This window comes from Rhodococcus sp. 06-462-5, assembly GCF_002258315.1.
In the GTDB taxonomy this organism is placed as follows: Bacteria; Actinomycetota; Actinomycetes; order Mycobacteriales; family Mycobacteriaceae; genus Rhodococcoides.
Genome location: NZ_NOYD01000012.1, coordinates 155,339 through 173,222 on the forward strand (window position 1 = coordinate 155,339; position 17,884 = coordinate 173,222).

Consider the following 17,884-nt stretch of genomic DNA (forward strand, 5'->3'; position numbering starts at 1 on the left):
ATCTGGAACCATGCGACTCGCGCTCGACAGGAGCTCAGCCGAACCCTCCGCAGCTCCGACCTGTTGGAGTCGTGCGTGAGCGAGTCCAGCCCATACGTCGAGTTCGACCGTGTGCAGTGGCGCACGCTGCGCCAATCCACGCCGTTGGTGCTGACCGAGGAAGAACTCGTCGGTCTGCGTGGTCTGGGGGAACAGATCGATCTCGACGAGGTGGCGGAGGTCTATCTGCCGCTGGCACGACTGATCCACCTTCAGGTCGCGGCTCGGCAACGACTGTTCGCCGCGACCGCGACGTTCCTCGGCGAGAAGCACCCCGACCGTCAGGTCCCGTTCGTCATCGGTGTCGCGGGGAGTGTCGCCGTCGGAAAGTCGACGACGGCCCGTGTGCTGCAGGCACTCCTGGCCCGATGGGACCATCATCCGCGGGTCGATCTGGTCACCACCGACGGATTCCTGTATCCGACGGCCGAGCTCATGCGTCGAGGCATACTGCACCGCAAGGGATTTCCCGAGAGTTACGACAGGCGCAAGCTGCTCAGATTCGTCACCGAGGTCAAGTCCGGGACCGAAGAGGTGGGCGCACCGGTCTATTCGCACGTCTCGTACGACATCGTCAAGGGTCAGTACCACATGGTCCGGCAGCCCGACATCCTGATCGTGGAGGGGCTCAACGTATTACAGACCGGACCGCGATTGATGGTCTCGGATCTGTTCGACTTCTCGATCTACGTCGACGCGCGGATCGAGGACATCGAGAGTTGGTACGTCAAACGCTTTCTCGCATTGCGCAAGACGTCCTTCACCGATCCGTCCTCGCACTTCCACCACTACGCCGGCCTGTCCGACGACCACGCGCAGATCGCGGCCGAGGATCTGTGGCATTCGATCAATCTGCCCAATCTGGTGGAGAACATCCTGCCGACTCGACCGCGAGCGACGATGGTTTTACGCAAGGACAACGACCACGCGATCAACCGGCTGCGGCTTCGTAAGTTGTAGACCATAATCCACCAATGACGGTGGACAAGCGGTCGATCGGCGAGGTGCCGCTGATCGGTCGAGACGGCGAAATGCAGAGAATTCTGCATGCCGCCGGCAGGTACGGCGGGATGGCCGTCAAGGCCGCGCCCGGTGTCGGCCGAACCCGCTTGCTGACCGAGGCGGTGCGGTCGCTGGTGGGTCTCGGGTGGCATCCCCACCGGGTGGTGACGGTGATGCCGACCGGTAGCGGGTTCGTTCCCGTCGAATCGGACCGAGCTCTCGCCGCCGCGCTGGCCGACGCGCACAGCGGCAGGCGCACGGTCGTGGTCATCGACGACGCCCAGTGGCTCGCCGATTCGACCATCGAACTCCTCGCGCGTCGTATCGGTTCGAGGGATCTGTTCGTTCTGGCGAGTGTCAGCGCGGGCCGACGCCGCACCCCGGTGCTCGACGCACTGTGGAAGGACGGCGTGATCGACCGCATCGATCTCGAACCTCTCACGCCCGAGCAGTGCCGGTCGTCGATCGAAACGATGCTCCGCCGCAACGGCGAAATAGTCGACAGTGCAGCAGCTTTCGCGGTCACCGCGCTGTCCTCGGGCAATCTCGTGGTGCTGCGAGATCTGGTGTCGACGGCGGTCGATCGTGGGGCACTGACGGTCGCGTCCCACGTGTGGCGCCTTGCCTCTCCCCTCCCCGTGTCGGCCGGTCTGGCCGATGTGGTGCGCGATCATCTGGCCGAGGTGATCGCACTCGCCGATTACGCCGGTGCGGCCGAGATCGACGACGCGCTCGACATGGTCGCCCTGGCCGGTTCGCTGGCGTTCGGAGCCGCGTCCGCAGTGATGGATCCGCGGCTGATCGAGGAACTCGAATCGGCGGGCGTACTGACGATCCGGACCGAACAGAACGTCGACAGGGTGACGTTCTCGACGCCCATCACCGCCCAGGTGCGGACCGACGACATGGCAGTACTGCGCAGACGTCGACTGAGCCGGACGGTGGCCGACGCTCTCGACGCCTCGAGAGACGGGCTCGGACCGCGCGAACGAGTCATCGCCGCACTGCTTCGTATCGATGCCGGCGTCTCGCTCGATGCCCCGACAGCAGTGGAAGCGGCTCGGTTGTCGTGGCGTTTCGTACCCCCGGAGACGACGCGCAAGCTGGCCTCGGCCGCTGCGGCGGCAGGCGGCGGGTTCGACGCCCAGCTCATTCTGGCGTCCGCGGAGAGTCAGCTCGGCATGACCGAGTCGGCGCAGCTGCGGTTGGACGAGCTTCTTCGTGGGGCCGACAACGACATTCGCCGCGCGACGGCCGTGCGCGCGTGCACCGACAACATGGTGTTGCGGCTGGCGGATCCGACGCGGGCACTGGCCCTGAACTCCAGTACCGAACTCGCCGTCGTCGATCCCGGGATTCGCACACAGCTGCGGGCGCAGCGCGGCCTGATGATGCATGCCATCGGCGACACGGCAGGCTCGCTGGCCTTGCTCGAACCTCTGATGGACGATCTCGACGGCGCGACGCTGATTTCCGCCAGCTTTGCCGTCGCCGCCGGGGCCACCGTCGCGGGCCGTTTGTCGGCCGCGTTCTCCGCACTCGCCCGGGTGCAGCCCGAACCCCACAACCCGGCGGCAACGGTGCTGGACCTGACGCGGTGCTTCACGATCGCCTGCGCCGGCAACTTCGAGGAGGCCACCGCTCTCGCTCGGTATCGGTACGACGAAGCGGTTGAACAGTTCTCGCCCCTGCAGCAGGCCTGGTTCGGCTGGGCCCGCGGCGGTCTCCTGCTCTCCCGGGGCCACGCGACCGAAGCGATCCAGTGGTGCTCGGAGGCCTACACCCTCGCGGGGACTCTCGGCCAGCGGTCGATGGAACCGATGGTGGCCTGCGATCTGGTCCGCGCCCTGGCGCTCGACGGGCGTGCGGAGGAGGCGTCGGATCTCATCGAGGCGGCCGACCTCGACAATCCGGCGTCGCCCGCATTGTTCGGAGCTCGCGGCACGCGTCTGGCGGCGCTGGGCTGGGCCGCCGCAGCCCGCGGCGACGTCGGCGAGGCCTGCGAGCTGCTGATCGCCTCCGCCGAGGCCCATGCGGCCATCGACCACCATCTGCCTGCCCTGTTCTCCTACGTCGATGCCGCTCGGTGCGGCGCGGCAGCTGCGGCGCTGGGTCCCGTCCTCCAGCTGGCAGGCCTGATCGAAGGGGATCTCGCCCGCACCGAGGTACGTATGGTCGAGGTGCTCGCCGCCTCGTCCGGGTCGAACGAGGCGGTCACCGAACAAGTGGTGGCCGTGGCCGCGAGCGCAGAGAAACACGGCCTGGACCTGCACGCGGCCGAGATGTACTTCCATGCGCAGAACCTGTTGCTGCGCAGTAGCCCTCGCGCCGCGGCGACAGCGGGAAGGCAGGGCCACGTATTGGCCGCGCGCTGTGGACATCCCAGCACCCCGCTGATGCACGGAACACGAGACCCGGCCCTGACGACACGCGAACGGCAGATCGCGTCCCTCGCCGCATCCGGCCTCTCCAACCGCGATATCGCCGACGCCGTGGTGCTGTCGATCCGCACCGTCGAAACGCACCTCAATCGCATCTTCGGAAAGTTGGGAATCAGCACCCGCGCCGAGCTCACATCGCTACGAGGATCACTGCTCGATTGACCGTGCCGGTGTACAGCGAGGCCTCGATATCGCGCAGGTATCGCGACGGTGCCACTCCGAGCTCGGTTCGCAGAACCGCCTCGGCCCGACGGAAGGCAACCACCGCATCGGCCGTCCGGTGTGACCGGTCGAGGGCGATCATCAACTGACCCCACAGCTGTTCGCGCAACGGGGCGGCCCGTAGTGCACGCTCGATCTCGGCGATCACCGTCTCGTGTCGACCGAGCTGCAGACGGGCCTCGAAAGCCGATTCCAGCACCACGGCATGCACCTCGTCGAGATGGACCCGCTCGTCGACGGCAAAAGCCAGATCACCGAATTCTACGAGAGCTGGGCCCCGCCACAGCGCAAGGGCGCGACCGAACTGGCCGTCGGCCTCGGCGAACCGACGCCGGCCGAGTGCCTCCCGCCCGCGCGTGGCCAGCATCTCGAACTCGCGCATATCCAGTCGGTCGCTGCCCAGATCCAACCGATAACCCCAGGACGTCGTGACGAGCCGAGCGCCGTCCTCCGCGCCCAGTACCCGACGCAGATTGGCCACGTACGCACGCAGTGACGTCAGTGCCTTCGCCGGCGGACGGCAGTCCCAGACCAGATCGATCAGCCGATCGAACTCGACGACGTTCCCCGCGTCCACCAGCAGCGCCGCCAGCACGGCTCGCTGTTTGAGCCCTCCGACCGCCTTCACGCCGGTCGCGTCGCGCACCACCATGGGTCCGAGCACGTTGTAGTCCACGATGGCAAATTTTCCGAGCCTCGAGACGATCGCGCTACAGATTACGTAGCGGTACAACCACAAGTACGTAGTGCTCCGGGGTCGTGAGCGGAAATTCGTAGCAAGCTACGAGCAGGAGTGGAGCCCGCGGAACGACCGGACAGTCCTGCCTCGCACGTCAGATACCGAACCGGCGGTGTCTGGCCGCGAAGTCGCGTAGTGCGCGCAGGAAGTCGACGCGCCGGAATTCGGGCCAGTAGGCCTCGGTGAACCAGATTTCCGAGTACGCGCTCTGCCACAGCAGGAAGCCGGAGAGTCGCTGTTCACCCGAGGTGCGGATGACGAGATCCGGATCGGGTTGGCCGGAGGTGTAGAGGTGACTGCCGATTTCGTCGACGTTGATCGATGCCACCAGCTCGTCGCCGCTGACGCCCTCGGCGATCTTCTCGCTCACCAGGGACTGGACGGCGTCGGCGATTTCCTGCCGCCCGCCGTATCCGACGGCGACATTGACGTGCGTTCCCGATCGTCCCTCGGTCAGCGCTGCCGCTTCCTTGAGTCGACGCGCAGTCGAGGCGGGCAGCAGGTCGAGGGTGCCGACGAGTTTGACGCCCCAGTTCATCTCGGGTCCGCAGATCTCCTCGACGACGTCGGTGATGATGTCGAGCAGTGAATCCAGTTCGTCCGCGTCTCGGCGCAGATTCTCGGTGGAGAGCAGGTAGATGGTGGCCATCTCGATTCCGGCCGCGTCGCACCAGCCGAGCATCTCGGCGATCTTCAGGGCTCCCATGCGGTGCCCGTGCGCGACGTCGGTGAATCCGTTCTCGCGCGCCCAGCGGCGATTGCCGTCGCACATCACCGCCACGTGCCGAGGGTGTTGAACCCCTTCGAGCTGGCTCAGCAGACGCCGCTCGTACACGTTGTAGAGAACGCCGCGGACCTTCTGCGGAATGATCACCACTGCTTCGTCACCACTGCCCCGTCACCGCTGCTCTCATCACCACGAAGGATCACCTTACGCCGACGTCTGCGAGCCGGTCGCCGGTACAGTAGCGTCAGAACCTACGGTTGCGTAGGTTCAGGCGGCGGCACGGGAGGCAATCGACATGACGATGTTCGGACTCGACGAGATACCCGTCAAACCACGTATGCGCGGCTGGATTCACCTGTACGCGTTCGGCGTGGCGGTGGTGTGCGCGATCACTCTCGTCACGCTCGCGTTCAGCATGGTCTCGGTCAGTGCGGGTGTGGCCGTGAGCGTGTATTCAATCACCGTCTGCGGTGTGTTCGGGGTCAGTGCCACCTACCATCGCGTGCACTGGAAGACCACGGCGTCGCAGATCTGGATGAAGCGAGCCGATCATTCGATGATCTTCCTGTTCATCGCAGGTAGTTACACCCCGTTCGCCGTTCTGGGTCTACCCGCGTCGACCGGACGCATGTTGCTGATCGTCGTCTGGGTCGGGGCTCTCGCCGGAGTGGCCTTGAAGATGTTGTGGCCCACCGCTCCCCGTTGGGTCGGGGTACCGCTGTACCTGCTGCTCGGCTGGGCGATCGTCCCGGTCGCGCCCGCGTTGATCGAGCACGTCGGCTATGCACCGTTTCTGTTGCTGCTCGTGGGCGGAGTCTTCTACAGCGTCGGGGCCGTGCTGTACGCCACCAAGTGGCCGAATCCATGGCCGACGACCTTCGGCCATCACGAGTTCTTCCACGCGGCAACGGTATTGGCGGCAACCTGCCACCTGGTTGCCGTGTGGCTCGTACTGTTCTGATCCGCCCTCAGGTGTTTCGGGCTGCCTTGTCTCGATACATCAGTGCATCGGCACGCTGAATCAGTCGGTCTCTCGACTCCCCCGGCTCACGCACCGCAACGCCGACACTGACCGACACCCCGAGCAGAGTCGATCCGAACGGCACCGGCTCGCCGCAGATCGCCGACCGCACCGAATCCGCGATATGGGCGCTGTCGGTCCCCTTCGCTCCGTCGAACGACACGGCGAACACGAACTCGTCTCCCGCGTACCGACCGACGACGCTCCCGCGCGGCGACCATTGGTGCAGGCGACGTCCCGCTGCCTCCAGAATGGCGTCGCCCGCAGCGTGACCGTGCAAGTCGTTGATCGATTTCAGCCTGTCGACGTCGACGAAGGCCAGAGCGACCGGCAGATCCTCTACGATCCATTCGTCGACGTGGGCGAGCAAGGGCCCACGTCGCAGCAATCCGGTCAGCTCGTCGCGCTCGGCGCGATCGCGCCAACGAACGGTGTCGTCCACGACGGGATTGACCAGGTCCAGCAGTGCGACGATGAACCGACGCCCGGCGATCGTCGCGATTCCGACATGCATCCAGCAGGAGACGACCTCGCCGTCGCCGCGCCGCACGCGACGCAGCGCTCCGATCGGTCGACCGTGTTCGGTGGAGCCTGCGTCCGGGTAGCGGTGCTCGAGCTCGACCGCGATGCGCGTCGCCGACGCGCGATCGCCGAGCGGCACGAAATCTGCCACGGGTCGCCCGACCATGTCGTCCACGGCGCACCCGAGCACGCCCTCGCACAGGACGTTGGCACCGACCACCTCGTACTGCATCGAATGCACCATGGCTGCCATCGGCACTGCGGCCACGAACTCGGCGACGGCAGCGCGCTGTTCGTCTGTCACTGCCACGTGCACGGTGTCCGCACGCGTCACACCCTCATTCATGACACCTTCACTCATGACACCGTCGATCCATTGGTAGACGTTCGACCACCCCAGGCCGAGGAAACTCCCGGCAACAGTACTGTTCTTCCGTCGAAGCATCGACGAGCGTGGTCACCTCTGCAGTGCGAACCGCACATCTTCGGCAGACGTCACAGGACGGTCGCACACGAAGCCGCGACACACGTACGCCGTTTCGAGGCCGTCGACGGGTGGACGGTCGGTCAGCAGCACCGACGAATCCGTCACGCCTGCCACCACCACGGAACCTCCCGGGGCGAGTGCCCGCACGGCCGAGAGCAGGTCACCACCCGGTGCCGTCGACACCGCGATCTGAATCGGACCTCGAACGGACGCCTCCGCGACGGCCAGCCAGTGCCCACCGGACCTGGGCGCTCGTTCGAGAATCGACGCCGATCGCGAAAGCGACGCAGTCGCCAGTTCGCCGTAACGCGCCGAGGAATTGTGATCGACCATCGCAGCTGCGGTGAGCAGCGCCTCGGCCATCGTGGACGCTCCCGATGGGGTGGCCCCGTCGATCGGGTCACGAGGCCGGGTCACGAGAGTCTCCGCATCGTCGGCGGTGTCGAACCACCCGCCGACGTCGTCGGGGTCGGCGAAATGGTCGATCGCAGCATCGATGATCGACGTCATGCGCTCGGTCCAGACTGCGTCTCCGGTGGCCTGGAACAGCGCTGCGGCGGCGACCGCGAGACACGCGTAGTCCTCGAGCACACCGGTGGCTTCGCCGACCGCGCCACCGAGAGACGCACGGCGGACCCGGCCCGACTCGACGTGGCCGGCGAACAGTTGCTCGCCGCACTCGACTGCCGCGTCGACCCACCGCGGCTGCCCCAGCCCGGTACCGGCCTCGACCAGTGCGGTGATCGCCAACCCGTTCCACGCGGTGACGACCTTGTCGTCGCGGCCGGGTTGCGGCCGTGTCGCGCGCGCGGCCGACAAAGCTCCGCGCACCCGGGCGAATCGGTCGTAGTCCTCGGGTTCGGCGGGCAGCTGCAGTACCGACATGCCGGCCTCGAACGTGCCTGCCGAGTTCACCGCGAACAACCCGGCTGCCCAGACGCCGTCCTCGAAGCCGAGGGTCTCGATCAGTTGTTCCGGGGTCCACGCGTAGGTCAGACCCTCGATGCCTTCGGTGTCGGCATCGAGCGCCGACGCGAAACAACCGTTGGCCGTGCGTAATTCACGGAGGATGAACTCCGCAGTGTCCGACGCCACCCGCCGGGCGAGCGCATCGTCGTCGACCCTGGCTGCGTGCGCGTAGAAGCGCAACAGCAGAGCGTTGTCGTAGAGCATCTTCTCGAAATGCGGGACGACCCACTCGGCATCGACGGAGTAACGCGCGAATCCTCCGCCCAACTGGTCGTAGATGCCGCCGCGCGCCATGGCGGACGCGGTACGGCGAACGACGCCGAGGACCTCGGTGTCGCCGGTGCGCTCGTAGTGCCGGAGCAGACCTTCGAGCAGCGCGCCCGGTGGAAACTTCGGTGCCCGGCCGAAGCCGCCGTAGGTGGTGTCCTCGTCGGCGCAGATCGCCGAAACCGACGCCGCCAGTGCGTCGGCGTCGATCGGGCGACCGCCTGCGGGCACGCCTGCGCTGTGTTTACGCAGTTCGGTGACGATGTCGGCGGAGGCGTCGAACACCTCCTGTCGCCGCGTCGACCAGGTGTCGGCGATCGCGGTGAGCAACTGCTGGAACGACGGCATTCCCTGACGCGGGGACGGCGGGAAGTACGTGCCGCAGTAGAACGGTTCGGTGTCGGGGGTCAGGAAGCACGTCATCGGCCACCCACCTTGGCCGGTCATCGCGACGGTGGCGTTCATGTACACCGAATCGAGGTCGGGTCGTTCCTCGCGATCGACCTTGATGCACACGAAATGCTCGTTCATCAGCGCCGCGGTCGCCTCGTCCTCGAACGACTCGTGGGCCATGACGTGGCACCAATGGCACGCCGAGTATCCGATCGACAGCAGGATCGGAACATCGCGATCGCGGGCCGACTGCAGAGCCTGCGGTCCCCATTGCTGCCAGTGCACCGGGTTGTCCGCGTGCTGCCTCAGATACGGGCTGGTGGACTCACCCAGGGCATTGGCGTCGAGCATCAGGGCTCGTCGGTGACGGCGGGTTCGGTTCGCTTCGGTTCCGGTGGAAACGGATCTGCGATCCCGCCGCGATCGGTGCCCTCGTCGAGGGCCTGATCCAGCGTCGGATCCTCCTTCTCGAACGTGGCCGGCAGACGCTTGATCTTCTTGTTCATGGACCAGATCAGCAGTGCCGTTCCGACCAACAGCGCGACCAGAATCACCAGTCCGATCGGCGACGACTTGCCGAATTCGGGACCGGTGGGCTGCTGGGCGAGGATCGAAACGATCATTTGTCGGTCTCTTCTATTCCGGCGAACAGGTCCGTCTCGGGCAGCGACGTCGTGACCCGAGTGCGGGCCAGCTCGAACTCCTCGGTGGGCCACAGCTTGCGCTGCACGTCCAGCGGCACGGCGAAGAACGACCCGTTGGGATCGATCTGAGTCGCGTGTGCGCGCAGTGCGTCGTCGCGTTGCTCGAACCAGTCGCCGACGGTGACCTGCGTGGTGATGCGACCCATGATCTCGTCGCGCTGGCCGTCCCACCGCTTCAGCCAGTCGACGAACGGGCTCTCCTCACCGCGGTCGATGAACCAGTCGTGGAACAGCTGCATGCGCTTGCGGATGAACCCGTGCGAGTAGTAGAGCTTGAGCGGAGTCCAGGGCTCACCTGCGTCGGGGAAGCGTTCCGGATCGCCCGCTGCCTCCCATGCCGCCATCGAGACCTCGTGGCATCGGATGTGGTCGGGGTGCGGGTAGCCGCCGCGTTCGTCGTAGGTGGTGATGACGTGCGGCTTGAACTCGCGAACCACCTTCACCAACGCCTCGGTGGAGACCTCCAGCGGGACCAGCGCGAAACAACCCTCGGGGAGAGGCGGTAGAGGATCGCCCTCGGGCAAACCGGAGTCCTCGAAGCCGAGCCACGTCTGCCGAACGCCCAGGATGCGGGCGGCCTCGGCCATCTCCTCGCGTCGAACGTCCCGGATGCGCTCGTGCACACCCGGAATGTCCATCGCCGGATTGAGGATGTCGCCCCGCTCGCCGCCGGTGAGCGTGACGACCAGAACCTCGTGCCCTTCGGCCGCGTAGCGAGCCGTTGTCGCAGCACCTTTGCTGGACTCGTCGTCGGGATGGGCATGCACTGCCATGAGCCGCAGTCCGGACACGTTCTTCCTCACCTCGGATTCGCCTGGTTCTTGCCTGACCTATAGTTCCACCTGACGCCGACAGGCCCCCAGCGGCACCCCCGAATCGACCCCGAGAGCTGACATGACCAACGCACTTCCCGCAGGTAGATACCCGTCGGGTTCCGGTCCCAGCGGCATTCGGCAGGCTCCGAAACGTGCGACGAAGATCGCACTGGTGGCCCTGGTCCTGCTGGTCGGAGTAGGCGTGGCCTACTACGCGTACAGCAAGTTCTCGGTCAAACCCATCGAGGGGAGTCAACTCTCGTTCGACATCGTCGACGACTCGACGATGTCGATCAGGTTCAGCGTCACCCGGCAGGATCCCGAGCAACCGGCCGTGTGCATCGTTCGCGCCCGATCGCGGGACGGCTCCGAGACCGGCAGACGTGAGGTGTACGTCCCACCGGAGTCGGCGTCGACCACCGTGGAGATGACCACCGAGGTGACGACGTCGGCCGCCCCTGCCGTCGGCGACGTCTACGGCTGCAGCCTCGATGTTCCCGAATATTTACGAGCCCGATAGGCGAACTGCCTGTTCGTGGTAAGCTCGGCCCATACACGGCCACCGCAGTAGGTGCCGTGTATTGCTGCATTGCGGGCAGGGTTCACCTGCGAACGACGACGACGGCTCCAGGATGTGGGCCGACCTAGGGGATCCAACCATTGGAGTCCCCTGTTCGTTGCGTGCCCTACCTGCTCAGAAACCGGAATCCGAACTCGAGATTCCGACTACGAGGGAGTGATCGAGATGACCGAGACCCAGGTGACCTGGCTTACCCAGGAATCACACGACAGGCTCAAGAGCGAACTCGACCAGCTCATTTCCAATCGCCCCGTCATCGCCGCCGAGATCAACGAGCGTCGCGAAGAGGGCGATCTGAAGGAGAACGGCGGCTACCACGCTGCGCGTGAGGAGCAGGGCCAGCAGGAAGCACGTATCCGCCAGCTGCAGGAGCTGCTCAACAACGCGAAGGTCGGCGAGGCACCCACTCAGTCCGGTGTCGCACTGCCCGGGTCCGTCGTCAAGGTCTACTACGACGGCGACGAGTCCGACACGGAGACGTTCCTGATCGCCACTCGTGAAGAGGGTGCCCGCGACAACAAGCTCGAGGTGTACTCCCCCGCGTCACCGCTGGGCGGGTCGCTCATCGACGCCAAGGTCGGCGACACCCGCGAATACACGCTGCCCAACGGCAAGACCATGAAGGTCACGCTCGTGAGCGCGGAGCCGTACCACACGTAAGCCTTCTCTCAGAAGACGTCGAAAGCACCCCCGGTCGCCAAGCGACCGGGGGTGCTTTTCCGTGTGCAGGGTCAGGCGGTCATCGTCTTCTGGTATTTGCGTACCGACAGCGGCACGAACACCACGAGCATCAACACGACCCAGATCAGGGTGTAGAGCACGGGGTTCTGCAGTGGCCACACCTCCGGCGGCGGCGCCATCGGGTTGGTGTTGCCGAACTGCTCTCGCACCGCCAACGTCACCGACGAGATCGGATTCCACTCCGCGATCGTCTTGAGCACGCTGGGAAAATTGTCGATCGGGACGAAGGTGTTGGCGATGAACGTCAGCGGAAAGATCACGATGAACGACGCGTTGTTGAAGATCTCCGGCGAGCGCACGATCAGGCCCACCAGCGCCATCACCCACGAGATCGAGTATGCGAACAGCAGCAGCAGCACGTACCCGAGCAGAGCGTCGAAGAACGACGACGTGATCCGCCAACCCACGATCAGGCCGGTGATCGACATGATCGTGATGGTGACGATGTTGTTTCCGACGTCGGCTGCGGTGCGCCCGATGACGACGGCCGACCGTGCCATCGGCAACGACCGGAACCGATCCATCACGCCCTTCTGCAGATCCTCGGCCAGCGAGGACCCGGTGATGGAGGCACCGAAGATCATCGTCTGCACGAAGATGCCGCCCATCAGGAAGCTCTTGTAGTCGATGCCGGGAACCTCGATCGCGCTGCCGAAGACGTAGGCGAACAGCAGGACGAACATGATCGGGGAGAGCGTGGCGAAGAACAGCAGATCGGGAACTCGCTTGAGCTTGATCAGATTTCGCTTGGTGATGATCGCCGAATCCAGGAGAACGTTGCTCATTTCTCTTCCTCCGCCGTCTCGGGCTCGCCGGTGGTCTGACCGGTCAGACTCAGGAACACATCGTCGAGATTCGGCCGCCGCAGACCGACGTCGACCACCTCGATTCCGTTCGTTTCCAGCTGGACCAGTGCGGCGGACAGGTCCTTCGATCCCCCGTTGACGGGCATCACGATCCGGCCGACCTGATCGTCGAGGGTGGGCGGCTCGACGCCGATCGGGGCCAGGATCTGCATCGCACGATCGGCCTGGGATCGATCGGTGAGCACGAATTCGACTCGCTCGCCGCCCGTTTGAGCCTTGAGCTCGTCTGCAGTGCCGCGGGCGATGATCTTGCCCTTGTTCAGCACGATGATCGAATCGGCCAGACGATCGGCCTCTTCGAGGTACTGGGTGGTCAACAGAATGGTGGTTCCGTCGCGGACGAGATCTGCGATGAACTCCCACATGGTGATTCGACTTCGTGGATCGAGCCCGGTGGTGGGTTCGTCGAGGAACACCACTCGTGGCCGCCCGATCAGGCTGGCCGCGATGTCGAGTCGCCGACGCATACCTCCCGAGTACTGCTTGGCGGTGCGGTCACGTGCGTACTCCAGGTCGAAGCGCACGAGCAGTTCGTCGGCGCGCTTCCTGGCCTCCGCCTTGCGCAGGCCGAACAGTCGGCCGACCATCTCGAGATTCTCGTACCCGGTGAGGTACTCGTCCACGGCCGCGAACTGGCCGGTCAGTCCGATCGTGCTGCGCACCTCGTTCGCCTGCTTGGCGACGTCGAGTCCGAAGATTCTGGCCGAGCCCGATGTCGCCTGCAGCAAGGTGGCGAGAATACGGACTGCTGTGGTCTTTCCGGCACCGTTGGGTCCGAGCACACCCAGCACCGTGCCCTCGGGAACGGTGAAATCGATCCCGTCGAGCGCGACGTTCTTGCCGTACCGAAGTACGAGGTCCTCTACTTCTATAGCGTTCGCCATTGCCCTGTCCCCGTTTCTCTACTGGTCGGTAAAAGGACTTCCGAACGCGTAGAGATTAACCGGTCTTGATCGGACCGGGCGTCCACAGACCCGAACGCTGGACCTCTTCGGCTGTGATCTGCGCCGCCCGCGCCGAGTCGTCGTACGGGGTGTACTGCTCGATCGATCCCCAGTCACGGTCCCAGTCGCCGGCCAGATACGACGGAATGGTGCGGGCCGAGGCAACGATGTCGATCCATCCGAGTGGCCCGCCGCCGTAGTGGTCCTGCCACGCGTTGGTGATGACGGCACCGCTGCGGTCCGGCAGCACCCGATACTGCGGAACCTTGGCGACGCCGAGGCGGTGATCGAACGGACGCTGGCAGGGGAAGTTGAAGCCGACCTCCCAGTCCAGCAGCACCGGAGCGTCACGGCCGACGACCTCGTTCAACGTCTGGGTCCGCGGAACTCGCGGCGGGGTGACCGCCAACCATTGGTCGGGGTCGCGATCGGCGTCGGTGAGCACCAGCCGAATGGTGTTGGCATCGGCCGGAATCTGGTCCATGGGCACGCGCAGATTGCGCCACGACGGCGTCGGGCCGATGTCGATGGGCGTCACTCGCCCCTCTGCTCGGCCGTCCACGCCGTACTCGAGTTCGAGGCTCTGCCCGTAGGTGACGATGCCGTCGGAGTCGACCGAGCGGATGCGTCCGGCAGCGGCGATGGAGATCAGGTCGCCGGGATCGGCGGGCAGTGCGTACCACCCGGTCGTCAGTGTGGCCGGGGCATCGGATCCGAACGACCCGAGCACCGGGACTTCTCGCGGGTCCAGGCCGAACGGCAATGCGCTGCCACCGGTTCCGGCTCCGGTGGTCGACGTCGGCTGCTGTTGTTCCTCGGTATCGACGGTGTTCGAGGTGCCCGACGCCGAGGATTCCTTGTCTGCGGTGAGGTCGCCCGCCACACCGTCGGGGGTGAACCCGTCGTTCTCTGCGCCCAGTGCGGCGAACGCGTCCCCGCTGACCGGTTGCAGCACATCGGCATTGGGGTTCGTCTCGAGCAACACGTCGTTCGCGAGACCGCACGTGTCACCGGTCAGCGCCGAGAGGTTCGATTTCGCGATCGAGTACGACGGCCATTGCGCCACAGCGCCCTTGGCCATCGACGCGACGGCCACCAGCACCATCAGGGCGGCCCCGACAGCGATCGGCGGCACCGACCACCATCGCGCCATCGGTTTGTCGGTGCGCACATAGGGCTCGCGGAGGTGGAACCAGACGGCGGCGAGCAACAGCAGCAGGGTCAGACCGAGGAACATGGTCGAGATGCCGAGGCCGGCTACCAGGATCGGCTTGTCCCAGAACGGAACTCCCCATGCGGAGACGTACCAGTAGCCGTTGGTTCCGGTGAATGCGACGGCCAGTAGAAACGAAACCGATGCGGCGAAGAGGAGTCGGTTGCGCCGCGATCGCAGTACCGCCGCACCGGTCGCCAGGGCTGCCAGTACCGCAACCGACGCGGCGAGTCCGGCGAAGACACCGAAGTGGTGGGTCCACTTGGTGGGGGTGATCATCATCAGGGCCATCGCCCCGACGGTGATGCCGACGATCCGACGCGCGGGACCGGTTGCGGTGCCGGGAATCTTGCCGCCCTTGCGCAGCATCGCCACGACCACCGTGATCAGCGAGACGATCATCACGAACACTCCGAAGCGGCGCGCGAGCGATCCGTCGATGTCCATGTTCATCAGCCACTGGTAGCGCAGGTACTCGTCGAACCAGGCCTGGCTCGGCCCGACCGCGTTGTGCACCCGCTGCATCTCGAGCATGCCGGCCACGGTTTGGTTGCCGAACGCGAACACAAGAACCACCGTGCCCGACGCGATCAGCGGGGCGAGCAGCGTCACCGCGCCCAGCACAGGGCTGCGGAACTGCCGCGCGCGGGCCACGACGATCTGCAACACCGGTCGTGCCCCGGCGATCAGCGGCGCGAAGCAGATGAATCCGGAGGGACCGCACGTGACCGTCAGCGCGGCGATCAGAATCGCCGCGGCTGCGGGCAGCAACCTGCGGGTCGCAATCGAGCGCTCCACCGAGCACCACGTCAGCAACACTCCGAGCGCTACGAACGGCTCCGGGCGCAGGCCGTTGTTGTACGGCAGCCAGAACGCGAGCATCACCAGGCCACCGGTCCACAGCGCGGTCTTCGACGCGCGAGCGGCCGCACCGAATCGGGGAATTACCTCGCGACTGAGAACGAGCCACGCGACGACAGCGCAGATCAGCGTCGGCAGACGCATCCAGACACTGGCCGTCGAGACGTGCGACATGAGGGTGAACATGTCGTAGAGCGGTGTTCCGAACGGTGTCTCGGGCACACCGAAATAGCGGAAATAGTTGGCCATGTACCCGGCGTGATCGGCCGTGCGCGCCATGCCCAACTGATAGCCGTCGTCGGAGGTGTTCGCGCCGATCATGTGCCACACCAGCAGCGTCCCGATCACCACCGCATCGGCACCGCCGAACGTCCACCAGCGTCGCGGGAGGAACCGTCGGGCCCGTCGGCCGTCGGACAGGTCCATGCGATGCAGTGCCACCAGCGAGATGCCCGTGGCGAGTACACCGACGATCATCGCGAACCACTTCAGCGCGCTCGGGGTCGACGAGAATCGACTGTCCAGCTCGGCCTGCAGCAACAGACCGGGAATGTTGCCCTGAAGATCGCTGAACACGCCCACCAGCTGAGGCCGCTCGTCACCCTCGCGAGTGACGGTGTCTTCGCCCGTGAGTCCGACGGTGGTCGCCGTGCCGTTGGAGGTGATCGTCAGCGCACAGTCGCCCGCAGTCGAAGGGCCGAGTTCCGAGACCGGCTTCTCGAGGAGGACGGAATCACGCAGCGTCACTTTCAGTCGTGACGCCTCACCGCCGGTTACTTCCGCGACAAGACCGTAGCGATAGGCGTCGGGCGAACCCTTGGGCGAAGTGGACAACAACAACCCGCCGTCGGGCACACGATTCGCGGCCGCACACGGAATGGTCGCGTCGACGCTGATCGGGGTGTAGCCGACGAGCGGAGCTTCGACACTGCCGATCGTGTTCGACTGCGGCCAAGTCAGCGAAGACTGCTGCTGCTCGATCGGCAGCAGCGGTATCGCGATCGTCAGTAGAATTCCCAGGACAGCGGAGACGATCGCGACAAGCCGAGCCATGCAAATATCTCCCACCGATGTCCTGGTCCAAGTCGCTGATCAAGGTACCAGTCGGTCCCGAAGCGGCCCGTCGAGACGAATCCGGCTTGGACGACGCTCGCTGTGGCACACTCAGGCCGGTGATCAGCCCGATGTCGGTGCATGTCGAAGGCACCGGTGCCGGCCCCATCACCGCGCGAATAACGACCCCATCCGGTGCCGAGGCACGGGTGACGACGGAATCGAACTATCCGCTGGACCATTCCCACACCCCGTGGCTTCCGCCGCTCCTGACGGCCGGGATGCGCAAGGGTTGGGACATCACGTTCGACGGCCCCGTGGATTCGACTGCACTTCGGGGTGCATCCGAGGTTCAGAAGGTCTTTCTCGACTGGTATCCCAAGCGTTTTCGAGAAGTATCGATCTCGGCCGAACCCGGCCGTGTCGCTACCGGCGCGACGGGAGTGGGTTGTTTCTTCAGCGGGGGCGTCGACAGCTTCTACTCCGCGATCACGCAGTCGGACCGCATCACTCACCTGATCTTCGTCCACGGTTTCGATATCGGTATCGACGACGAAAGCCTGGCGATCAGAGCTTTGGCCGGAGCCCGAGAGTCGGCGGCGGAGTTGGGCAAGCCGTTGATCGAGGTGAAGACCACGATCAGGTCGGCCTTCGGCAACCGACTGCCCCTCGACTGGGGATACGACTTTCACGGCGCCGCGTTGGCGCACGTCGGTCTGGCGCTGTCGCAACACCTGAGCACCGTCATCATTCCCTCCTCGAACTGTCGCGAGGAACTCGCCCCGTGGGGCTCTCATCCCGACCTCGACCCGTTGTGGTCGAGTGGCACAGTCGTGTTCGAGCACCATGAGCTCGATCTGCAGCGTCTGGGCAAAATTCGTCGTATCGGCGGGAACCGGACCGCGATGAACCATTTGCGGGTCTGTTGGGAGAACCCCGACGGGGCCTTCAATTGCGGCAGGTGCGCCAAGTGCGTTCGCACCCAGATCGGGCTGTCGGTCGCAGGTGCACAGTGCACGACTTTCCCCGGAGGCATCGATGTGCGCGCTGTTCGTCGAATGAATCTGAGGAGCCGCGATCGCGGCTATCTGAAAACCGCACTCGCCGCGATGCAGGCGTCGGGTATTTCCCACGCCGAACTGAGGCAGGCTGTGAACACAGCGATTCGACGAAGCTACTGGACACCGGCACTGTTCTACATGCGCAGTGCAGGTGCTCGTGTCGGCCAGGTGATCCGTCGAAGTCTGCGGCGTTGAATCGGTTGTGTCGACCAGCAGG

15 protein-coding genes are annotated in these 17,884 nt (G+C 65.3%); 6 read left to right on the plus strand and 9 right to left on the minus strand.

The annotated features are described in order from the left end of the window. Nucleotides 1-63: 63 nt before the first annotated feature. Both coaA and CH251_RS06575 read left to right on the plus strand, forming a co-directional pair. Nucleotides 64-999, plus strand: a complete 936-nt coding sequence (coaA, locus tag CH251_RS06570; protein WP_179273561.1) for a type I pantothenate kinase — start codon at nucleotides 64-66, stop codon at nucleotides 997-999. 14 nt (nucleotides 1,000-1,013) lie between these two features. Further along, on the plus strand, nucleotides 1,014-3,644 hold the full coding sequence (locus CH251_RS06575) for a LuxR family transcriptional regulator (protein ID WP_094612421.1): 2,631 nt from the start codon (nucleotides 1,014-1,016) through the stop codon (nucleotides 3,642-3,644). Here CH251_RS06575 and CH251_RS06580 read toward each other — a convergent pair. Next, nucleotides 3,613-4,380 (minus strand): AfsR/SARP family transcriptional regulator, encoded by a 768-nt coding sequence (locus tag CH251_RS06580; protein ID WP_094612422.1) that lies wholly within the window; start codon nucleotides 4,378-4,380, stop codon nucleotides 3,613-3,615. The two genes, CH251_RS06575 and CH251_RS06580, sit on opposite strands and share 32 nt — an antisense overlap. 157 nt (nucleotides 4,381-4,537) lie before the next feature. Continuing rightward, entirely contained in the window at nucleotides 4,538-5,320 is a 783-nt protein-coding gene (locus CH251_RS06585; RefSeq protein WP_094612423.1) for an isoprenyl transferase, read from the minus strand. Nucleotides 5,321-5,465: 145 nt separating this feature from the next. Between CH251_RS06585 and CH251_RS06590 the strand changes: the two genes are divergently transcribed. After that, nucleotides 5,466-6,131 carry a hemolysin III family protein gene (locus tag CH251_RS06590; RefSeq protein WP_094612424.1) on the plus strand — a complete coding sequence of 222 codons (666 nt, stop codon included), beginning with the start codon at nucleotides 5,466-5,468 and terminating at the stop codon, nucleotides 6,129-6,131. 7 nt (nucleotides 6,132-6,138) lie between these two features. On the opposite strand, the gene CH251_RS06595 is transcribed toward CH251_RS06590, so the two are convergent. The 4 genes from CH251_RS06595 to mca form a co-directional block, all read right to left on the minus strand. Continuing rightward, a complete protein-coding gene (locus tag CH251_RS06595) occupies nucleotides 6,139-7,059 on the minus strand; it encodes a GGDEF domain-containing protein (protein ID WP_143537889.1) in 921 nt (306 codons plus the stop codon). A 111-nt stretch (nucleotides 7,060-7,170) separates the two neighbouring features. Continuing rightward, entirely contained in the window at nucleotides 7,171-9,180 is a 2,010-nt protein-coding gene (locus CH251_RS06600; protein ID WP_094612426.1) for a thioredoxin domain-containing protein, read from the minus strand. Beyond that, nucleotides 9,180-9,452, minus strand: coding sequence for a hypothetical protein (locus CH251_RS06605; RefSeq protein ID WP_094612427.1), 273 nt, complete (start codon nucleotides 9,450-9,452; stop codon nucleotides 9,180-9,182). The genes CH251_RS06600 and CH251_RS06605 overlap by 1 nt, the downstream gene beginning before the upstream one ends. Beyond that, nucleotides 9,449-10,324: a mycothiol conjugate amidase Mca gene (mca, locus tag CH251_RS06610; RefSeq protein ID WP_179273546.1), complete on the minus strand. Its 876-nt coding sequence runs from the start codon at nucleotides 10,322-10,324 to the stop codon at nucleotides 9,449-9,451. Before mca ends, CH251_RS06605 begins: the two co-directional genes overlap by 4 nt. Before the next feature lie 103 nt (nucleotides 10,325-10,427). On the opposite strand from mca, the gene CH251_RS06615 reads away from it, so the two are divergent. Both CH251_RS06615 and greA read left to right on the plus strand, forming a co-directional pair. After that, nucleotides 10,428-10,868, plus strand: a complete 441-nt coding sequence (locus tag CH251_RS06615; RefSeq protein ID WP_094612428.1) for a DUF4307 domain-containing protein — start codon at nucleotides 10,428-10,430, stop codon at nucleotides 10,866-10,868. A 225-nt stretch (nucleotides 10,869-11,093) separates the two neighbouring features. Then, nucleotides 11,094-11,588 (plus strand): transcription elongation factor GreA, encoded by a 495-nt coding sequence (greA, locus tag CH251_RS06620; RefSeq protein ID WP_032394210.1) that lies wholly within the window; start codon nucleotides 11,094-11,096, stop codon nucleotides 11,586-11,588. 71 nt (nucleotides 11,589-11,659) lie between these two features. Here greA and CH251_RS06625 read toward each other — a convergent pair whose 3' ends face one another. The 3 genes from CH251_RS06625 to CH251_RS06635 are packed head-to-tail and all read right to left on the minus strand — an operon-like array spanning nucleotide 11,660 to nucleotide 16,606. Further along, nucleotides 11,660-12,454: an ABC transporter permease gene (locus CH251_RS06625; protein WP_032394017.1), complete on the minus strand. Its 795-nt coding sequence runs from the start codon at nucleotides 12,452-12,454 to the stop codon at nucleotides 11,660-11,662. Beyond that, the gene (locus CH251_RS06630) at nucleotides 12,451-13,419 is read right to left on the minus strand and encodes an ATP-binding cassette domain-containing protein (protein ID WP_094612429.1); all 969 of its coding nucleotides are present in this window, start codon (nucleotides 13,417-13,419) and stop codon (nucleotides 12,451-12,453) included. Before CH251_RS06630 ends, CH251_RS06625 begins: the two co-directional genes overlap by 4 nt. A 55-nt stretch (nucleotides 13,420-13,474) precedes the next feature. Beyond that, on the minus strand, nucleotides 13,475-16,606 hold the full coding sequence (locus CH251_RS06635; protein WP_094612430.1) for an arabinosyltransferase domain-containing protein: 3,132 nt from the start codon (nucleotides 16,604-16,606) through the stop codon (nucleotides 13,475-13,477). Between the two features lie 119 nt (nucleotides 16,607-16,725). Between CH251_RS06635 and CH251_RS06640 the strand changes: the two genes are divergently transcribed. Continuing rightward, complete coding sequence (locus CH251_RS06640) at nucleotides 16,726-17,862, plus strand: hypothetical protein (protein ID WP_179273547.1); 1,137 nt, start codon at nucleotides 16,726-16,728, stop codon at nucleotides 17,860-17,862. The last annotated feature ends 22 nt before the right edge of the window (nucleotides 17,863-17,884 follow it).